Source organism: Rhodococcus huquni (genome assembly GCF_055231055.1).
The window spans coordinates 577,841-596,915 of the sequence record NZ_JBUYWE010000002.1 but is presented as its reverse complement, the minus strand read 5'-3'; the positions used below and the strand labels follow the sequence as shown (position 1 = coordinate 596,915).

The 19,075-nt window shown below is 64.3% G+C and carries 18 protein-coding genes; 14 read left to right on the top strand and 4 right to left on the bottom strand.

Annotated features, from left to right (window positions below; translation table 11 throughout):
- Positions 1 to 89 precede the first annotated feature (89 nt).
- Positions 90 to 1,082, top strand: coding sequence for an NAD(P)H-quinone oxidoreductase (locus tag ACZI8R_RS06335; RefSeq protein WP_463378720.1), 993 nt, complete (start codon positions 90 to 92; stop codon positions 1,080 to 1,082).
- 6 nt (positions 1,083 to 1,088) lie between these two features.
- Here ACZI8R_RS06335 and ACZI8R_RS06330 read toward each other — a convergent pair whose 3' ends face one another.
- Positions 1,089 to 2,291, bottom strand: a complete 1,203-nt coding sequence (locus ACZI8R_RS06330; protein ID WP_463378719.1) for a cysteine desulfurase-like protein — start codon at positions 2,289 to 2,291, stop codon at positions 1,089 to 1,091.
- A 129-nt stretch (positions 2,292 to 2,420) separates the two neighbouring features.
- Between ACZI8R_RS06330 and ACZI8R_RS06325 the strand changes: the two genes are divergently transcribed.
- The 4 genes from ACZI8R_RS06325 to glfT1 are packed head-to-tail and all read left to right on the top strand — an operon-like array spanning position 2,421 to position 5,678.
- Positions 2,421 to 3,005, top strand: coding sequence for a bacterial proteasome activator family protein (locus ACZI8R_RS06325; RefSeq protein WP_463378718.1), 585 nt, complete (start codon positions 2,421 to 2,423; stop codon positions 3,003 to 3,005).
- A 48-nt stretch (positions 3,006 to 3,053) separates the two neighbouring features.
- Positions 3,054 to 3,926, top strand: a complete 873-nt coding sequence (gene wzm / locus ACZI8R_RS06320) for a galactan export ABC transporter permease subunit Wzm/RfbD (protein ID WP_463378717.1) — start codon at positions 3,054 to 3,056, stop codon at positions 3,924 to 3,926.
- A 13-nt stretch (positions 3,927 to 3,939) separates the two neighbouring features.
- Positions 3,940 to 4,773 (top strand): galactan export ABC transporter ATP-binding subunit Wzt/RfbE, encoded by an 834-nt coding sequence (wzt, locus tag ACZI8R_RS06315; RefSeq protein WP_463378716.1) that lies wholly within the window; start codon positions 3,940 to 3,942, stop codon positions 4,771 to 4,773.
- Positions 4,770 to 5,678 (top strand): galactofuranosyltransferase GlfT1, encoded by a 909-nt coding sequence (gene glfT1 / locus ACZI8R_RS06310; RefSeq protein ID WP_463378715.1) that lies wholly within the window; start codon positions 4,770 to 4,772, stop codon positions 5,676 to 5,678. The genes wzt and glfT1 overlap by 4 nt, the downstream gene beginning before the upstream one ends.
- Positions 5,679 to 5,696: 18 nt before the next feature.
- Here glfT1 and ACZI8R_RS06305 read toward each other — a convergent pair whose 3' ends face one another.
- Positions 5,697 to 7,079: a lipase family protein gene (locus ACZI8R_RS06305; RefSeq protein ID WP_463378780.1), complete on the bottom strand. Its 1,383-nt coding sequence runs from the start codon at positions 7,077 to 7,079 to the stop codon at positions 5,697 to 5,699.
- A 263-nt stretch (positions 7,080 to 7,342) separates the two neighbouring features.
- Here ACZI8R_RS06305 and ACZI8R_RS06300 point away from each other — a divergent pair, with 263 nt between their 5' ends.
- Positions 7,343 to 7,996, top strand: a complete 654-nt coding sequence (locus tag ACZI8R_RS06300) for a TetR/AcrR family transcriptional regulator (protein WP_463378714.1) — start codon at positions 7,343 to 7,345, stop codon at positions 7,994 to 7,996.
- A 21-nt stretch (positions 7,997 to 8,017) separates the two neighbouring features.
- Positions 8,018 to 8,836, top strand: a complete 819-nt coding sequence (locus ACZI8R_RS06295; RefSeq protein WP_463378713.1) for a class I SAM-dependent methyltransferase — start codon at positions 8,018 to 8,020, stop codon at positions 8,834 to 8,836.
- A gap of 9 nt (positions 8,837 to 8,845) precedes the next feature.
- On the opposite strand, the gene ACZI8R_RS06290 is transcribed toward ACZI8R_RS06295, so the two are convergent.
- Entirely contained in the window at positions 8,846 to 10,708 is a 1,863-nt protein-coding gene (locus ACZI8R_RS06290) for a glycosyltransferase (protein ID WP_463378712.1), read from the bottom strand.
- Between the two features lie 128 nt (positions 10,709 to 10,836).
- Here ACZI8R_RS06290 and ACZI8R_RS06285 point away from each other — a divergent pair, with 128 nt between their 5' ends.
- The 3 genes from ACZI8R_RS06285 (at position 10,837) to ACZI8R_RS06275 (ending at position 15,156) form a co-directional block, all read left to right on the top strand.
- Positions 10,837 to 13,068: a hypothetical protein gene (locus ACZI8R_RS06285; protein ID WP_463378711.1), complete on the top strand. Its 2,232-nt coding sequence runs from the start codon at positions 10,837 to 10,839 to the stop codon at positions 13,066 to 13,068.
- A gap of 178 nt (positions 13,069 to 13,246) precedes the next feature.
- Positions 13,247 to 14,230 carry a glycosyltransferase gene (locus tag ACZI8R_RS06280; protein ID WP_463378779.1) on the top strand — a complete coding sequence of 328 codons (984 nt, stop codon included), beginning with the start codon at positions 13,247 to 13,249 and terminating at the stop codon, positions 14,228 to 14,230.
- On the top strand, positions 14,227 to 15,156 hold the full coding sequence (locus tag ACZI8R_RS06275) for an NAD-dependent epimerase/dehydratase family protein (RefSeq protein WP_463378710.1): 930 nt from the start codon (positions 14,227 to 14,229) through the stop codon (positions 15,154 to 15,156). Before ACZI8R_RS06280 ends, ACZI8R_RS06275 begins: the two co-directional genes overlap by 4 nt.
- Positions 15,157 to 15,176: 20 nt before the next feature.
- Here the strand turns inward: ACZI8R_RS06275 and rfbB are convergent, their stop codons facing one another.
- Positions 15,177 to 16,184: a dTDP-glucose 4,6-dehydratase gene (gene rfbB / locus ACZI8R_RS06270; protein WP_463378709.1), complete on the bottom strand. Its 1,008-nt coding sequence runs from the start codon at positions 16,182 to 16,184 to the stop codon at positions 15,177 to 15,179.
- A 105-nt stretch (positions 16,185 to 16,289) separates the two neighbouring features.
- On the opposite strand from rfbB, the gene rfbA reads away from it, so the two are divergent.
- From rfbA to ACZI8R_RS06250, 4 genes are read left to right on the top strand one after another with little or no spacing between them, the layout of a single operon-like run.
- Positions 16,290 to 17,165, top strand: coding sequence for a glucose-1-phosphate thymidylyltransferase RfbA (gene rfbA, locus ACZI8R_RS06265; protein WP_463378708.1), 876 nt, complete (start codon positions 16,290 to 16,292; stop codon positions 17,163 to 17,165).
- Entirely contained in the window at positions 17,165 to 17,764 is a 600-nt protein-coding gene (locus ACZI8R_RS06260; RefSeq protein WP_463378707.1) for a dTDP-4-dehydrorhamnose 3,5-epimerase family protein, read from the top strand. The genes rfbA and ACZI8R_RS06260 overlap by 1 nt, the downstream gene beginning before the upstream one ends.
- Positions 17,764 to 18,246: a GtrA family protein gene (locus ACZI8R_RS06255; RefSeq protein ID WP_463378706.1), complete on the top strand. Its 483-nt coding sequence runs from the start codon at positions 17,764 to 17,766 to the stop codon at positions 18,244 to 18,246. Before ACZI8R_RS06260 ends, ACZI8R_RS06255 begins: the two co-directional genes overlap by 1 nt.
- Complete coding sequence (locus ACZI8R_RS06250; RefSeq protein WP_463378705.1) at positions 18,243 to 19,073, top strand: glycosyltransferase family 2 protein; 831 nt, start codon at positions 18,243 to 18,245, stop codon at positions 19,071 to 19,073. The genes ACZI8R_RS06255 and ACZI8R_RS06250 overlap by 4 nt, the downstream gene beginning before the upstream one ends.
- Positions 19,074 to 19,075 lie beyond the last annotated feature (2 nt).

The window sequence follows — 19,075 nt, the reverse complement described above, 5'->3', positions numbered from 1 at the left end:
ATTCTAGAGGTGAGCGCCGAGTCCAGAGTGCGGGACGTCGATCTCACAAAATCGACGAGACCCGGTGAGCTTTGGATAACGTCGGTGACATGTATGCCATCACTATCGACCCCGACGATTCGAATGCGATGAACTGGTCCGAACAGCCGGATCCCCGACTCGAACCGGGACACGTGGTCGTCGACGTCGCGGCGGCTGGGGTGAACCGCGCCGACCTGATGCAGCGACGCGGCCTCTACCCGCCGCCGCCCGGGGCGAGCGAGGTTCTCGGCCTGGAGTGTTCGGGCATCGTGTCGGAGGTGGCAGAGGACGTCACGGACTGGGCGGTCGGCGACAAGGTGTGCGCCCTGCTGTCCGGCGGAGGCTACGCGGAGAAGGTACTGGTCCCGGCCACCCAACTTCTCCCGCTGCCCGAAGGCGTGGATCTCCTGGCCGCCGCGGCACTGCCCGAGGTGGCCTGCACGGTGTGGTCGAACATCGTCATGGGTGCGGGCCTGCACCAGGGCCACGTTCTGCTGGTGCACGGCGGCGGCAGCGGCATCGGCACGCACGCCATTCAGGTCGGGAAAGCGCTCGGCGCGACGGTCGCGGTCACCGCCGGTTACGAGAACAAGCTCGCTCGATGCCGCGAACTCGGCGCGGACATCGCCATCGACTACAAGGCGAGCGACTTCGTCGAGAAACTGAAGAAGGCGACCGACGGCTACGGGGCGGACATCATCCTGGACAACATGGGCGCGGCCTATCTGGACCGAAACATCGATGCGCTCGCCCCCGACGGCCAGCTCGTCGTGATCGGCATGCAGGGTGGCCGCAAGGGCGAACTCGACTTCGGAAAAATGATCGGAAAGCGTGCCCACGTGAGTGCTGCCGGCCTACGCAGCCGCCCCACCACCGGAACCTCCAGCAAGGCGAACGTCGTCGCGGACGTCCGAGCCAAGTTGTGGCCGCTCGTCGCGGAGGGCGCCGTGACGCCGGTGGTGCACGCCGAGCTGCCCGTCACCGAGGCCGCCCGCGGGCACGACATGCTCGATTCGTCCGACACCGTCGGAAAGGTGATTCTGACGATCCCACGCAGATGAACCGATTCAGCCCAGCGTCGAGAGCTCGGCCGCGAGTTGATCTATCTCGTATCGGGTCGTGTAGGGCGCCAATCCGACCGTGACCGCACCGCCCTCGTCGTTGACGCCGAGTGCATCGAGGAGACGTGAACCGCCGTGCGTTCCGCTGACGGTGGCGATGCGCTTGTCGGCGAGGTGAGTGGCCACCTTGTCGGCGGGAACCCCGTCGATCGTGAAGCTGACGGTGGGGACTCGGCTCGGCGACCTGCCGATCACCATCACCTGCGGGAGACGCTGCAAATGGGCGACGAGCCGTTCGAACAGGGTGTCCTGGTAGTTCTGCAGCGAGCTGATCGACGTCTCGAGCTTCTCGCGCCTGGTTCCGGTGGCCGAATCGTCGAGACCGGCCAGGAAGTCGATGGACGTGGTGAGGCCCGCGAGCAACGCGAACTGGTGTTCGCCCACCTCCAGACGCTCGGCGCCGCGCGCGTACGGGTTCAACGACATCGCGGGAATGCGGTCGAGCAGTGTCGGGTCACGGAACACCAGCGCGCCCACCTGCGGCCCTCCCCAAGCCGTGGCGCCGACAGCGACGACATCCGCGCCGAGCTCCTCGATGTCCACGTGCGCGTACGGCGCCGCACCCTTCGCATCGACGACGATGAGACCGCCGACCTCGTGAACCCGGTCCGCCGCGGCGCGCACATCCGGCGCCGAACCTGCGATGGGCGATGCAGCCGTCAGAGCGACGAGCCGAGTGGTGTCGGTGATCAGATCCTGGAACTGCCACGCCGGCAGTTCGCATGTCTCGATCTCGACCTCGGCCCACTTGACCTGGGCTCCGTATCGGTTCGCCACTCGCAACCACGGGGCGACGTTCGCTTCCTCGTCCAACCGTGACAGCACGAGACCGGTCCCGAGCCCGAGCCGGGTGCTGAGCGATTCCGCCAGCCAGGCGAGCAGAACCGCTCGATCCGCTCCGAGTACGACACCGGCCGGGTCGCCGCCGACGAGATCCGCGACGGCAACGCGGGCCGCTTCGAGAACAGCCGCACTGCGCCTGTTGGACACGTGTCGGCCGGTGGCCGACGAGGCGGAAGCACGGAAAGCCGTGGAGACGCTGCGAGACACCGCATCCGGAATCTGCATCCCTGCTTGGGGGTCCAGATGTATCCAACCGTCGCCTAGTGAGGGGATGTGTCCCCGAACGCGGGCAACGTCGTAAACCATGACCGACACTCTAGGACCCGAAGTCAACGCGGTCGAAGCCAGATGCCTGTTGCCCCGACATTCCTGCCACCGGTGCTGCGCGTGGGCACAGACTGCACACCGGCGCGCCGGAACAGACAAGATGGAGTCATGACGAACTCGGATAACGAAGACGCCGTCGTGATCGGCCCGGATGGCCGTCCGACCGCCCGTCCCTCGGACAGCACCGAGAAACCGCAGAACAACGATGCCCGCAGCGAGTCCGACGCGGACGAAGAGGCCGACCGGCCCGACGGAGTTTCGGGCCTGGTCGAGCAGCCGGCCAAGGTCATGCGGATCGGAACCATGATCAAACAGCTACTCGAAGAGGTACGCGCGGCTCCGCTGGACGACGCCAGCCGCAATCGGATGAAGGAAATCCACAGGTCCTCCATTCGTGAACTCGAACAAGGTCTGGCGCCGGAACTCCGTGAAGAACTCGAGCGACTCACGCTCCCCTTCACCGATGACACCACCCCGTCCGACGCCGAACTGCGGGTCTCGCAGGCACAGCTCGTCGGTTGGCTCGAGGGTTTGTTCCACGGCATCCAGACGGCATTGTTCGCTCAGCAGATGGCGGCGCGTTCCCAGCTCGAGCAGATGCGACAGGGCGCGCTGCCGCCCGGTGGGATGCTGAGTACGGCGCCCGCCACCGAAGACGAACGGCACGCCCCCGGTACCGGCCAGTACCTGTAGCAACCGGCGAAATCGTCGCCGGTTTCGACCACGGTAGGCTCGGTCTCCGTGTCAGCATCCGCAATCGAATCCGAGGCCCCCGGCGCCGGCGCGCCAGTCTCCGACTCGCAGACGTACCGTCGCGCGTTCCAGGACCTGAAGGGCGGTTTCGCCCACCGGGAACTGTGGTTGAGCCTCGGCTGGCAGGACATCAAGCAGCGGTACCGCCGGTCGGTCATCGGCCCGTTCTGGATCACCATCGCCACCGGTGTCCAGGCGTCGGCGATCGGGCTGCTCTACGCGGCGCTGCTCGACATCCCGCTCGGCGAGTTCCTGCCGTACGTGACCGTCGGCCTCATCGTGTGGAACCTCATCAACGCGAGCATCACCGAGGGTTCCGAGGTGTTCATCGCGAACGAGGGCCTGATCAAACAGCTGCCCTCACCGTTGAGCGTGCACGTGTATCGGCTGGTGTGGCGGCAGATGCTGTTCTTCGCACACAACCTGGTCATCTACCTGATCATGATGGTGGCGTTCGGGGTGTGGCGCGATCTGACCTGGGCTTCCCTGGCGGCCTTCCCGGCGCTGGCACTACTGGTCCTCAACGCCCTGTGGGTGTCGATTGTGTTCGGAATCTTCTCGACCCGCTACCGGGACATCGGCCCCATCCTCAGCAGCCTCACACTCCTGCTGTTCGTCCTCACCCCGATCATGTGGACCACGCAGAGCCTGGAGGCCCAGGGTGGACAGGCCGCCGAGCGGGTGAAACTGGCGGAGATCAACCCGCTGTTCCACTTCCTCGACATCGTGCGCGCACCGATGATCGGGCAGGAGCAGGAGGCGTACCACTGGTACATCGTTCTCGCCATCACCGTCGTCGGCTGGGCAGTGGCACTGTTCGCACTGCGCAAGTACCGTTCCCGCGTCGCCTACTGGGTTTAGAGGTAGCAAGTTCATGACCGACAACGTCAGCATCGAGACGCGTAATGCCTGCGTCGACTTCCCCATCTTCGACGCGAAGTCGCGCTCACTGAAGAAGGCGTTCCTCGGCAAGGCCGGTGGCTCGATCGGCCGCAACGACTCGGACGTCGTGGTGGTCGAGGCCCTCAAGGACATCACCCTGTCCTTGAAGGAGGGCGACCGCATCGGACTGGTCGGGCACAACGGCGCCGGCAAGTCGACACTGCTGCGGTTGCTGTCCGGCATCTACGAGCCCTCGCGCGGCACCGCCCACATTCGCGGCCGTGTCGCCCCCGTCTTCGATCTCGGCGTCGGCATGGACCCGGAGATCTCCGGGTACGAGAACATCATCATCCGCGGGCTGTTCCTCGGACAGACGCGCAAGCAGATGCTCGCCAAGATGGACGAGATCGCAGATTTCACCGAGCTCGGCGACTACCTCGACATGCCGTTGCGCACCTATTCGACCGGTATGCGCGTTCGCGTGGCGATGGGTGTCGTCACCAGCATCGACCCCGAGATCCTGCTCCTCGACGAGGGCATCGGCGCCGTCGACGCCGAGTTCATGAAGAAGGCCCGCATTCGCCTGCAGGCCCTGGTCGAGCGCTCCGGCATCCTCGTCTTCGCGAGCCACTCCAACGAATTCCTCGCGCAGCTGTGCGACTCGGCGATGTGGATCGATCACGGCCAGATCCGTCAGCACGGCAACATCGAGGACGTCGTGCGCGCCTACGAGGGCGAGGACGCCGCGGCCCACGTACGGCGCACCCTCGAGGAGATGGAGCGTGACGAGAAGAACGCTGCCGCGAGTGAGGGCACCGCACAGTGACAGACCGTTCAGGGGACGCCGGCTTCATCGTCGGCGTCGTGGTCACCCACAAGCGCCGCGAACTGCTCGCCGAGTCGCTGAAGGTTCTCGAATCGCAGACGCGTCCGCTCGACCACCTCGTGGTGGTCGACAACGCGAACGAAACTGCCGTACGCGAACTCGTCGAATCGGCCGGCGTGCCGACGTCCTACCTGGGCTCGCAGCACAATCTGGGTGGCGCGGGCGGCTTCGCGCTCGGCATGCTCTACGCGCTTTCCCTCGGCGCCGACTGGGTGTGGCTGGCCGACGACGACGGACGCCCCGAAGGGCCACAGGTCCTGGAAACACTGCTCGACTGCGCCGTCCGACACAACCTGTCCGAGGTGTCGCCGGTGGTGTGCGACATAGACGAACCCGATCGTCTCGCATTTCCGCTGCGCCGTGGCGTCGAGTGGCGTCGCCTCCGCTCGGAACTCGGCACCGACGATCTCCTGCCCGAAATCGCCTCCCTGTTCAACGGCGCCCTGTTCTCGGCCGCGGCCATCGACGCCGTCGGTGTTCCCGATCTGCGCCTGTTCGTTCGCGGCGACGAGGTCGAGGTACACCGTCGTCTGGTGCGCTCCGGGCTCGCATTCGGCACGTGCCTGCAGACCGCGTACGTGCACCCCAACGGAGCGGACGAGTTCAAGCCGATCCTCGGCGGACGGATGCACACGCAATACCCGGACAACGAGACCAAGCGCTTCTTCACCTACCGCAACCGCGGATACCTGCTGTCCCAGCCCGGAATGCGCAAGCTGCTGCCGCAGGAGTGGATCCGTTTCGGCTGGTACTTCCTCGTCACCCGGCGCGACCCAGCTGGGCTTCGCGAGTGGACGCGGCTACGCAAGCTGGGACGTCAGGAGAAGTTCGAGCGCCCCAGCTAGCCGGCCGACCCGTCCGGCTCAGTTGCCGATCGGTGCGCCGAACAGCCCTGCGACCAGATCGCCGACGCTCTCCTGCCACACCGGCCAGGTCCGTTCGTCGAGGGCCATGGACCCGACATCGTGGGTGGTGCAACCCTTTTCGACAGGAGCACCGTCGAATCGGTCACCCATCCACAACATCCACGTCGGTAGACCGGCGAGGGCGAGCGATATGTGCTCGCTGGCATTGTCCTTGGTATAGACGATCTCGGCGTTCGGATCCTCACAGTAAGTGCGCACGAGCTGGTCGACCGGCCCGACGGGCGCGATCCAGTCCGGGTTCGAGTGGTACTGGAAGACTGGCATGTCAGGCGTGTTGCGACCGAGCCTGGTCTCGTCGAGAACCTTCGCAACCATGGGGGCCTGCAACGGATCACCCCCGGTGAGCAACGCCTTGTTGTCGGTGAACGGCAGCACCGCTGCCTGATACGTCAGGCACAGGCGCTGTTTGGTGTCGACCATGGCGTGACCGGCCGGAGTGAGGTGGGCGTCGAGATAGGACGCCAACTCGGGATACTCGCGGGACAGCCCTATCACTGCGCCGAGAATCAGCCCGGACGCAGCGTTGCCGTTGGCAAGGTTCAGGGCTGCCGCCAGGTCCGGAAGACTGCCGCCTGCCGCAGCGCCGACGATATCGAGTTCGGGCGCGTACGACTGGTGAAGTTCGGCGGCCCAGTTGGTGACCATGGCACCGAGGGAGTACCCGGCCATACCCACCTTCGTGGAAGCACCGTCGAGCCCAAGTGCTGGGAAGTTTTCTGCCGCACGGATGCCGTCGAGTGTGATCCGGCCGGACAGCGGTCCAGCGGCGTACGCCGATTCCGGACCCTCGACATCGGGCACTACGACGGCCCAGCCCTGCGCCACTGCGGCCTGCACCTCCAGGAATTCGGACCCGGCCGCACCAGACCCGGTCAGCATCCAGGGGATCGACCCCTGCTGCATGAGATACGACGGGTCGCAGTAGCGGGCAAGGGAATCCGCAGCCGACTGGAACGAAAGCAGCGGACGCGGCGCACCGTTCTTGGTCGCGCCGCGGGGCTTGATCACCGTCGCCATCGCTGCGATCGGCTCACCGAGGTGGTTGTTCGACCGGTAGGACACCTGCCAGGCGTCCACGTTGAGCGGGACCACCGAAAAGTTCGCCAGCTGCACGGGACGGGCCGCGACGATCTCGCCCGGCGCGGTAGCGGCCACCACCTCGGCGGGCGGGTCGTAGAACGGATCGTCGTCCGGGAGCGGTGGCGGAATCGGTGGCGCCGGCGCCATGTCGACACCCACCGGAACCTGCGCACCAACGGGATCACCTGCCGCTACACCGGACCCCACCAGCGGGATCGACACGGCGACCGCACTGATCATCGCCAGCGCGCACAGTCGCCTGCCACCACTCCCGATACCCGCATTTCGCGCCACGCCACCCACACCTCTCGCCGATACCCCTGGGCCCGGGAACAACGCCAGCGCCGTGACTGCACAGCACGACGCACCATTATGTGCGCCATGCCACTCCGGGTTCAGGAAGTAGAGCACAGGCGATCCGTGTAAAACAAGCCATCGTTTCCAAAACCTGATCGATTTTTCCTCCGGCGCCCAGCACGAGCGGATTGGTTAGTCTGTCAACCGTGACGGAAACTTCTGCCTCCGCTGGAGCGCCGCGGCGGATCCGAGGTCTGGACCCGGAGCAGCGTCGGGCTCAGCGCCGGGATCTGCTGCTCGACGCGGCACTGGAGTTGTTCACCACGCGCGGCTACACCAATACGTCGATCGAATTGCTCTGTCGGACCGCCTATGTGAGCACGAAGAGTTTCTACGGGCTGTTCGACGGCCGCCCGGAATGTTTTCTCGCGCTCTACGAGCGGACCTCCATGGGCTACCGCGACCATATGGGCGCAGCGCTTGCGCAGGCCCCCGACGGTGAACAGACCGCTGTGCGACATCTACTACAGGTCTATGTGGACATGCTTGCCGACGACCCGCGCAAAGCGCAGGTCACCTTTGGTGGTGCACGGCTGACCTCGTCGGCCACCGAAAGCGCACGCCGCGACAACCGCCGCTGGGCAGCCGAGTTCGTAGAACTGATCTGGCGGCGCTATGGCGTCGAGGGTGATCACCGCCGCATCGCGATCGCCGTGATCGGCGGCATCTTCGACGTCATCGCCGACTGGCTCCACGACAGCGACCCGACGGACGTCATCACACGTCGATCACTCGTCGACGATCTGATCGAGTTCTACACCGCGGTAAGACAAGGGCTCGCGACGATCGCGTCGACCTGACCGGCCTGGCACCATGGTGACATGTTCGATCGTGCACGCGGCAACGCCAGACAGAAGCTTCAACGCGCTCTGACCGAGGTGATCGGGGAATCCGACCGGCGAACCCACGAACTCCTCGAGGCTCAGCATCGGCAAGTTCTCGCGGAACTCGGCGAGGTCCGCACCCAACTGACGGACACCCGCGCCCGCATCGATCACCTCGAACAACAGGTGCGCCGCGACCTCACGCACGTGATGGACGTCGATGCCGCGCGCACGTCCGGTGACTTCGTGCTCGAGCACATGCCCAAGGCGCCGTTGTTCTGGAATCCTCAGGACACGTTGCGGTATGCGCTGTCGAAGGTCACAGTTCCTGGTCTCGCGTTGGAATTCGGCGTCGCCACCGGCTCGACCCTGCGCATCGTCGTCGAAAAGCTCGACGGCAAGCACCCGGTCTACGGCTTCGACGTGTTCTCCGGCCTGCCCCAGGCGTGGAGAACAGGTTTTCCCGAAGGCGAGTTCGCTCAGGAGACCCTGCCCGACGTTCCGGGTGCCGAACTGATCTCCGGGCTCTTCGAGGACACCCTGCCCGGGTTTCTCGCCGAGCGACCCGAGCCGGTGTCGTTCCTGCACCTCGACGCAGACCTGTACTCTTCCACGGCCACGGTGCTCGATCTGATCGAACACCGCCTCGTGCCCGGCACGATCATCGTGTTCGACGAGTTCTTCAACTTCCCCGGGTGGGAGCAGCACGAATACCGCGCGTGGCAGGAGTTCGTCTCACGCACCGGAATCCGCTTCGAATACCTCGCCTACACCGCCGACCACGAACAGGTGGTCGGCCGAGTACTCGCGGCCTGACTCGAGGGATTATTTGGAGTAGAGACGCGCCCAGTTCTCGCGGCTCGTGAGTTCTGGAACGGCATCGCGGTACTTCTGCTGCACCGAATCGCCTTCTTCTTCGAGGCGCTTCAGCAGCGCGAAGGTGCGCCGCATCAATTTGTCCGCCTTCTTCTTGTCGCGGCGGCGAATTCGCACACCGGACTGCGACGCATCGGTGACGACGACGTGATCGAAGAGCGACACGTGCCACCAGTGGGCGTCCTCACGCGGAACCCCGATGAGTCCGTGCTGGGTCCTTCCGAGCCACTGCTGCACGACACGCTTGAACAACACGAGCATCGGACGACTCGGGTGGTCCTTCGCAGCCCGACGCGTGGCGAGATCGGCCGCGCGCACGGGTGCGGTCGCGGCCGGATGAGCCACCGTCTCGGGGTACTCCGCGCGCTCACGGCGAATAGCAGCCATCGCCTCGATACCGCCGTCGTGCAACACATCCGGACCCGACAGGAAGTCCTCGATGCCGCGCAGCGTGGTAGCCGCGAGGCCGTACTGCATGGCCACGAGGTACTCGCTGATCTGACGCAGGAACTGGCGCCTGATGAACTTGGTGGCGACGTCTCCGTGCAGCGCGGCAACGATCAGCGAGTTGCGGGTGCTGAAGTAGCGCGCCCAGTCGTCGTGGTCCTTCCAGTAGAAGTCCGCGTGCCACACCGCCGCATTCGGCAGGGTCACGGTGACGAATCCTGCTTCACGAGCACGAATTCCGTACTCGACGTCGTCCCACTGGAAGAAGATCGGAATGGGGAGTCCGATCTTCTTCACGACCTCGGCGGGGATGAGGCAGGTCCACCAGGCGTTGTAGCCGGCGTCGACACGGCGCTCCTGGTTCTTCTCCAGCATGCTGGTGTTGCCGAGCGCCTTCTCGACCTTCTGACCGTGGGCCAGACGGTGAAGGTGGACCTCTTCTGCGCCGACGTTGAGGTAGTCGGGGTTGAGGAGGTAGAGCATCTGCGCGCCGACGAGCGTCGGCTCGACGGTCACGTTGGCGAAGGCGTTGAGGCGCAACACGGTCTCGGGCTCGCACAGGATGTCGTCGTCCATGAGGATGACGTCGGCGTGCTCGTTGACGGCCGACACCTCGTAGAGGCCGCGGGTGAATCCGCCCGCGCCACCGAGGTTGGGCTGACGCACGTAATGGAGCTTCTCACCGAAACGCGGGGCGACCTCCTGGTACAGCCCCCGATCCTCGACCAGATCGGTGCCCTGATCGACGACGTAGACGGCGTCCAGTGCCGCGAGCACACGATCGTCGGACGCGAGTGCGGCAACGGTGTCGGCGCAATCCTTCGCGCGGTTGAAAGTACAGATGGCGATCGCCACCGGGCGCACGGTCGACGGCGACTCCACCGTCCACTCGACCTCGGAGATTCCGACGCCGCCACCGACCGCATCGAACTCGACCCACAATGCGCCGCCGTCGACGAACTTGTCGAGGGCCCCGGTGAGCTCGATCGTGTCGGATCCTCGTACGACGGTCGAACCCACGATTCGCCGGTGCCCGGCGATGTCGGAGGCCACCAGACGCACCTTGCACCGTGACTCGGCTTCCACGCGGGCACTGACGACCACTTCCCGCACGGTGGTCCACCGCTGCCAGTAACTGGCGGCGAAACGCCCGAAGTAGGTGTTGGTGTGTGCGCGCGCATCTTGTTCGAGATGCAGATCGAACCTGGTGTGGTCGGACCGACCCTCGACGACGGCATACAAGGCGTCGTTGACGATCGGCGACGTTCCGGAGAACAGCCCACGCTGGGCCAAGAGTCGACCGGGCGCTCGGTGTTCCGACAACATCAATCCTGTGTCCGTTTTCTCGGGCACGCTCAACACCATCCACAACTTCGATCGATTTTTCCCCGACAGTCTTCGTTCGCAGGGTATCGCGAACACCCGAACACTTCCGAACGCACGCAGGTCGGTCGGTTATTGTCTGTTCACATCCTCGTACCTCTGGAGTTTTCGTGACGTTCCGCGCAGATCGTTCCCCTCGCCCGGAACGCTGGCTGTGGGGCGCCCTGGTCGCCGTGGTCGTGTCTTGTGGTTTCGCGGCGATAAAGGCGATCGACTCTCGCTACTTCTACGTCGACGACACCGAATCGGGAGCAGTCGGCAACTGGATCCAACTCGGACACCTCATGAGAGAGGGACAGTGGTTCCCCACACTCGTCCTCGACCAGTGGATGGCCGGCAACTACCCGGTCGAGGGTCAGGGCGGACTGTGGAACCCGGTCCAGATGCTCATCAACTACGCCGCACCGTCCGTCGACGACATGTCGATGCTGGCAACGCTCGTCAAGCTCGGATTCTCGATCGTCCTGGCATGGGGTGTGTACCGCGTCGCGCTCGAGTACGGAGCCCGGCCCGGCTGGGCCGCGGTTGCCGCGGTGAGTGCGCCGTTCACCGGGTTCACCTTGTACTTCGAGCACCCGTCGTGGGTCACCTCGCTGATCGGTACGGCGTGGGTGGTCCAGGCTTGGGCATCGGGGGTGCGATACGCACGCGGCCGATCCGGCCCGATTCCCACGTTCGTCTTTCTGTACCTGGCGATCACCGTCGGGTATGCCCACGCTGCGCTGCTTGCCGCAGTGACCATCGGTGCGCTCGTCATCGGCGAATACCTGTTCCGGAGACAATGGCGCGACGTCGTGAAGTTGGCGGCGGTGGGTGTCGCGGCGGCCTCGGCGGCAGCAATAGCGTTCTTGCCCGGCGTGCTCACCTCCGATGTCACGTGGCGCACCGGCGACGAAGGCACCCTCAACGACAACTTCCTCACGGCCCCCTGGTCAGAATCACTGACAGCGAGCATCCCGTCGTCGGTGTCGAGTATCGAATCGTGGACCGGCGAGACCACTACGGCGCCCGTCACCTACATCGCGTGGTTCCTGATTCCGGCACTGGCGTTCATCGGTTGGCGGGCGGCCCGATCGTCGCTACGCGAACTCTCCGCACCACTGCTGCTGCTGTCGTTCGCTCTCCTCTTCACTGCAGGCCCCAGCGACATCGGCCAGATCCGATGGCCGGCTCGACTCCTGCCGTTCGTCGCACTCACCGCACTCATCCTCTTCGTAATTTTGATCAGCCGATTCGGCACGACGAAGCCGCTGCGCCCGCGCCTGATTGCAGCCGGAATCCTGATATTCGTATTGGTCCTTCGAGCGAGCTCGTCCGGCCCTCAGTACTTCGGGCGGCACGTGATGTGGGGAGTGGTGATCGCGGCGGTCGGCGCGGCAATCGTCTTCCTCGGGCGCCGGTACGGGCCGACCGTCGTCACCGCGCTGCTGATGGTGACCGTCGTTCCGATCTCGCTCTACCAGGTCGCGACATATCCGAAGGCTCTGAACAAGTGGTATCTCCCGACCAGCCAGTCGGAGGCAAAGGCCCAGTTCCCGAACTGGGAGGGCACCACCTTGCAATTGGGAACACGGGGCCTCGTGAAGATCGACGCCGACACTCCCCGACTCCCCTGGCATTCCCTCGTGTTCGGCAACTACGCGAAGGACCTCGACCTCGACTACGTCAACGCGTACACCCCGGTCGGCCACAGAGACTTCACCTCGATCATGTGCATGAGCTTCGATGGCTCCACCTGCGACGACGCTTACCAACGTGTCTTCTCCGTCGACGTGTACACCCAGCGGACGTTCGCCGACCTGATGCGCCTGGACCGCGTGGTTCTCCAGCGGAAGCAGTATCCGAACGTGGACGAGACTCCGCCACCTCTCGGCTGGCATTGGATCACACCACCAGCGGTCACGAAGGGCGAGATCGCGGTTCTCGAACGCGACGTTGGACTCGTCTCGACGCTCCCCGGGCGGGTATCGGCCACCGTCGGCGCAGAAGTTCGCCCCATCTCGGACAGCGCCGACCACGAAAAGCTCGAGGTGACGTCACCAGCCGGCGGTTCCGTCGTGTTCGCACGGCTCGCGTGGCCCGGTTACACCGCCACGCTGGACGGCCAACCGATTCCCACCAAGGGGATCGGCGGAACTTTCGTCTACGTCGATGTTCCCCCCGGTACGCAGAACGCTGAACTCGAACTCACCTTCCGTCCGCCCGGATGGCGCATGGGATTTGCAGGAATGGCATTCGGCCTCATCCTTCTCGCGGTGCTGACCGGACTCCACTACCGTCGGAGATTTTTGGAGCGCCGAGAAGCCGAAGGCACTTCGACCACGATCACGGACTCGTTGTAGACGAACGCCGGACGACTCAGGCCGTGTGCAGTTACGTTCGAGAATATGACCCGAATCATGAACGCGGGGCGCGACTCGCGTCCACCCGCGCCGGGCTGGGAGGAGGCAGTGAGGTTTGCGTATAAACTCCGGGCCTGTGAAGACCGATGACACCGAATCGTCGGCGCAGCCGCACCGACTGTCCATAGTTGTGCCGGTCTACCAGGGCGAGAAGACTCTCGACGCCCTGGTAGGAGAGATTCTGCCGTGGACGACGGCGAGTTCGACGCCGGCAGGTAGGCCGATGGTCGTCGAGGAAATTCTCCTCGTCTTCGACCACGGTCCCGACAATTCGGCGGAAGTCATTCGCGACCTTGCCCGCAAGCACGACTTCGTTCGCCCCATCTGGCTGAGTAGGAATTTCGGTCAACATCCGGCAACGCTGGCCGGCATGGCATCGAGTGGCGGCGAATGGGTTGTCACGATGGACGAGGACGGACAGCACGATCCGGCTGCGATCGGCGGGCTCCTCGACACCGCACTCGACGAGCAGGCGACTCTCGTCTATGCCAAGCCCGTCAACCCCGCGCCGCACGGCCCCTTCCGAAATTCGGCATCCCGATCCGCGAAGTGGACGATCACGCATCTGCTGTCCGGGGAGAACTCCTCCAACTTTCAGAGTTTCCGTTTGGTCCTGGGCGAGATCGGTCGGTCGGTGGCCGCTTATGCCGGGTCCGAGGCCTATCTGGATGTGGCACTCGGGTGGGTAGCGGGATCTTCGACCACCAGTCCTGTGACTCTGCGCGAGGAGGACCGGGACTCCGGCTACCGCCTGCGCACGCTCCTGTCGCATTTCTGGCGGATGGTCCTGTCGAGTGGAACCAAGGGCCTACGCATGGTGAGCCTCATCGGCTTCTTGTTCGCCGTCGGCGGCGTCGGCGTCATGATCTACGTGCTGATGTCCTACCTGTTCTTCGATGCCGGAGTCGAGGTCCGTGGGTGGGCATCGACCATGGTCGTAATGTTGCTCGGGTTCGGATCGACCCTGTTCTCGCTCGGCGTCATCGCGGAATATGTCGGGGTCAACGTCAAGACCGCAATGGGCAAGCCCCCTTATCTCATCGTGAGCGACCCAGCGGGTGGTCCGCTCGGTCGACGCGAACCGGAGCAGCGGCGGCCATGACGGCGCCGACCTGGGTTGTCGGTAGCGGAGGGCTTCTCGGTAGGGCACTCACGCACGAACTTCATCGGCGAGGCGCCGATGTTCGTACATCCACGGTCACCTGGGGCGACAACCTGGCAGCGCGCGCTGTCCTGTGCGCCGATGCACGAAGGTTCGTCGCAGATGCTGCGGGAGGTCGCTGGAACCTGGTTTGGTGTGCCGGCGCCGGCGTGAACGGCACCAGCGCCGATCAGTTCGCACGCGAGAACGCCCTCTTCGCGGCTGTGCTGGAGGTGCTGGCAATCGCCGGCGGCGACGGCACCGTCTTCCATACATCCTCTGCAGGGGGCGTGTATGCGGGAACGCCTGCACCGCCTCACACGGAACTGAGTGAGACAGTGCCGCTCGGCGACTACGGACGCGCAAAGATAGCTGCGGAACGAATCGTCACCGAGTTCGCCGAGACGACCGGGGCCACCGCCGTGATCGGTCGGTTCGCGAACCTTTACGGTCCGGGCCAGAACCTGGCGAAACCCCAGGGGCTGATATCCCACCTGTGCAGGGGATATCTGCTCGCGGCCCCGGTGTCGATCTACGTGTCGATGGACACCCTTCGCGATTACCTCTACGTGACCGACGCCGCCGAAATGGTCGCAGACACGCTTGTCCACGCCGAGGTGAAGGGAACAGGCCCGACCACCACCAAGATCTACGGCTCGGGGCAATGCGTCACCATCGGCGCGATTCTCGGGGCTTGCCGCACCGTATTCAAACGGAAGCCGAACGTGGTTCTCGCGGCATCACCGCTTGCGGCGATGCAATCCCGCGACCTACGTCTGCGGTCCGTGGTGTGGCCAGAACTCGACGAGCGCAGCCACCGGCCGTTGCCGGCAGGCATCGCGTCCACCCTCGAGTCGATTCGGCACGGAGTGCTCTCCGATCGCTGAGGCGACACCGGCCCGAAACGTCAGACCGTTTTCTCCTCGCCCGCCGCGGCATACTTCTGTTCCGTGGCCACCTTCCCGGGTCGCCACCAGGCTTCGTTGTCCCGGTACCACTCGACGGTGGCGCCCAACCCGCTCCGAAAGTCCTCGTAGCGCGGCGACCAGCCCAGTTCGGTTCGCAGCCGCGTCGAATCGATTGCGTACCGCCGGTCGTGGCCGGGACGGTCGGTGACGAAGTCGAATGCGTCGGGACTCTCGCCGAGAACCTCGAGGATCGTTTCGACGACTGTTCGATTGTTCACCTCGCCATCCGCCCCGATGAGATAGGTCTGACCGATCTCCCCCTTGTCGATGATCGCCCACACGGCGCTGTTGTGGTCATCGACGTGAATCCAGTCGCGCACGTTCAGCCCGTCGCCGTACAGCTTCGGCCTGATGCCGGACAGGACGTTCGTGATCTGCCGCGGTATGAACTTCTCGATGTGCTGATACGGACCGTAATTGTTCGAACAGTTGGACAGGGTGGCACGTACCCCGAACGAGCGGGTCCAGGCCCGCACCAACATGTCGCTCGATGCCTTCGACGACGAGTACGGGCTGGACGGGTTGTAGGCGGTGGATTCCGTGAATCGTGAGGGGTCGTCCAGTTCGAGATCCCCGTACACCTCGTCCGTGGAGATGTGGTGGTAGCGCACGCCGTGCTTTCGGACGGCCTCGAGCAACGTGTAGGTGCCCACGACGTTGGTGTGGACGAACGGCCACGGGTCTCCGAGCGAGTTGTCGTTGTGCGACTCCGCAGCGAAATGCACCACGACATCGGAGGCGGCCACCAATCGGTCGACCAGCGCCGCGTCCGTGATATCGCCGTGGACGAACTCGACCCGATCCGCCACCGGATTCAGTGATGCCTGATTGCCGGCATATGTGAGCGCGTCGAGCACCGTGACCTGGGAATCCGCACGTTCGCGCACTGTCTGGTGCACGAAGTTCGCCCCGATGAACCCGGCCCCACCCGTGACAAGTACTCGCACAACGCCTCCATGACGACGGACCGGCGGACCGGCGGACTACGAAACCCGCACGATACCGCGCCGATGTAATTTGATTCTCACTTGAACACTGGAAGACTTCGACCCATGCGCGGAATCATTCTGGCGGGCGGGACAGGGTCACGCCTTCACCCGATCACCCTCGGGGTCAGCAAACAGCTGGTGCCGGTGTTCGACAAGCCGATGATCTACTACCCACTTTCGACCCTGATGTTGGCCGGAATCCGCGACATTCTCATCATCACGACCGTCGACGACGCACCGCAATTTCAGCGTCTCCTCGGCGACGGCTCCCAGTACGGCGTCAACCTCACCTACCGCGTACAACACGAGCCGAATGGACTCGCGCAGGCGTTCGTGCTCGGCGAGGACCACATCGGATCCGACTCGGCGGCCCTGGTGTTGGGTGACAACATCTTCTACGGCCCCGGTCTCGGTTCGAAGCTCAAACGGTTCGAGAGCATCGACGGCGGCGCGGTGTTCGCCTACTGGGTCTCGGACCCCAGCGCATACGGTGTGATCGAGTTCGACGAGTCGGGGCGTGCGGTCTCACTGGAGGAGAAGCCGACGCACCCGCGCTCGAACTACGCGGTACCTGGCCTGTACTTCTACGACAACGACGTGGTGTCCATCGCCAAGAACCTGAAACCGTCCGACCGCGGTGAGTACGAGATCACGGATATCAACCGCGCCTACCTCGAGGCCGGTGAACTTCAGGTGGAGATACTACCTCGGGGAACTGCATGGCTCGACACCGGTACCTTCGACTCCTTGCTCGATGCCTCGAACTTCGTACGCACCATCGAGGAACGACAGGGACTGAAAATCGGGGCACCCGAAGAGGTCGCATGGAGGCACGGCTTCATCTCTGACGACGAACTCCGCATTCGCGGCGAACAACTTCTCAAGTCCGGATACGGCAGCTATCTCTTGGGATTGCTCGAGCGCGGCAAGGAGTGGTGATGGAATCGAGGGCGCTGAGTATCGCTGGGGCGTGGGAATTCACCCCCAAGCAGTTCGGTGACAACCGCGGTGTCTTTCTCGAGTGGTTCCGTGAACCCGGCTTCTCCGAGGCCACCGGACGCACCTTGGATCTCCAGCAAGCAAATTGCTCCGTATCCGCAGCCGGTGTGCTGCGCGGAATCCACTTCGCCGACGTCCCACCCGGCCAGGCCAAATACGTGACATGTGTCCGCGGCGCGATTCTGGATGTCGTCGTCGACCTTCGTGTCGGATCTCCCACCTACGGTCGATGGGATTCCGTACTCCTCGACGACGTCGATCGCCGGGCCGTGTTCCTGTCCGAGGGGCTGGGACACGGTTTCCTCTCCCTCGAGGACGACTCCACCGCGGTCTATCTCTGCTCGTCAGGCTACGACCCGAAGCGTGAACACGGCATCCACCCACTGGACTCCGCCGTAGGTATCGAGTGGCCGGTCACCGGGCGAGACGGTAAACCCCTGGACTTTCAACTGTCCGAGAAGGATTCGGCTGCACCATCCCTCGCACAGGCACACGGTTCCGGCCTACTGCCGATTTACCACAGCACCTCCCAGAGCTGATGACCGCCGTGAGCGAGCCACAACAATCGTCTGTCACCCCACCCGCGGGGATGCGTGGTCGTCCCGGCCCACTCATGCGAATCGTCAAGAACCAGGCACTCGCTTTTCTCCTGGTGGGTGGGATCAACACCGCCCTCGGCACACTGTGGTTCATAGCGTGGCAGCTCGCGCTCGGCGACCAACTGGGATATCACTTCGCGATCGTCGCAGGGTACGTCTGCAACGTGGCGTGTGCCTTCGCGATGTACCGCTACCTCGTGTTCGAAGTGCGTGGGCATTTTCTACGGGATCTCTGGCGATTCGTGGTGGTCAACTTCGGCGCTTTCGCGCTCAACATGGCGCTGATGACGATCGCGGTGTCCTTGTTGCACTTTCCACCCATCCCGTCGCAGATCGCCATCACCGCCATCACGGCAACCGCAAGCTTCTTCGGATACCGCGATTTCTCGTTCCGCCGTAAGACACAGTCAGGAATCTCATGACCCCTCGTGTTTCCGTTGTCGTCCCCGCTTACAACAATGCCGACTACATCGAGGAGACGATCGATTCGATCCTGAATCAGACGTTTCAGGACTTCGAGCTGATCGTCGCGGACCACTCGTCCACCGATGGAACCACGGATGCATTGGCGCGCTACGCGGAGGACCACCGAGTCCAGTTACTCACCACACCGGCAGGTGGTGGCGCCAAGGCGAATTGGGATCGCGTGAGCGAGGCTGCTAACGGCGAGCTCCTCAAACTGGTGTGCGGTGACGACACCATCTTCCCGACAAGCCTGGCGGAACAGGTTGCGGCATTCGATCGGCATCCTTCCGCAGTGCTGGTCGCTTCGCAGAGAACTTTGGTCGATGCCAGAGGAAAAACGATCATCTCCGCCCGCGGCCTCGCCGGTCTCTCCGGACTCGTCACGGGCCGGGACATGGTCCGCAATGCGGTCACCTCCGGCGCAAACATCTTCGGCGAGCCCGGTTGCGTCATGATGCGTAGGGCAGCCCTGAAGGAGGTCGGATGGTGGGACGACACCAATCCCTATCTGATCGACGAGGCCACCTACGTTGCCGTTGCGCTGCAGGGCGACGTGGTCGCATTACCCCACCCGCTCGCGTCGTTCCGCGTCAATGCCGGACAGTGGAGTGTGCGGTTGGCGAAGCAACAAGCCGGCCAGGCGGCCGCCTTCCACCGCTCGTTACGAGAATCCGACCCGACACTGCTGTCGGCACTGGATGTTCGAATCGGAAATCTGAAGGCGCTGGCAACATCGTTCATGAGGCGGGGCGTGTATTTCCTACTGCGCCACCGCATGTCCTGACG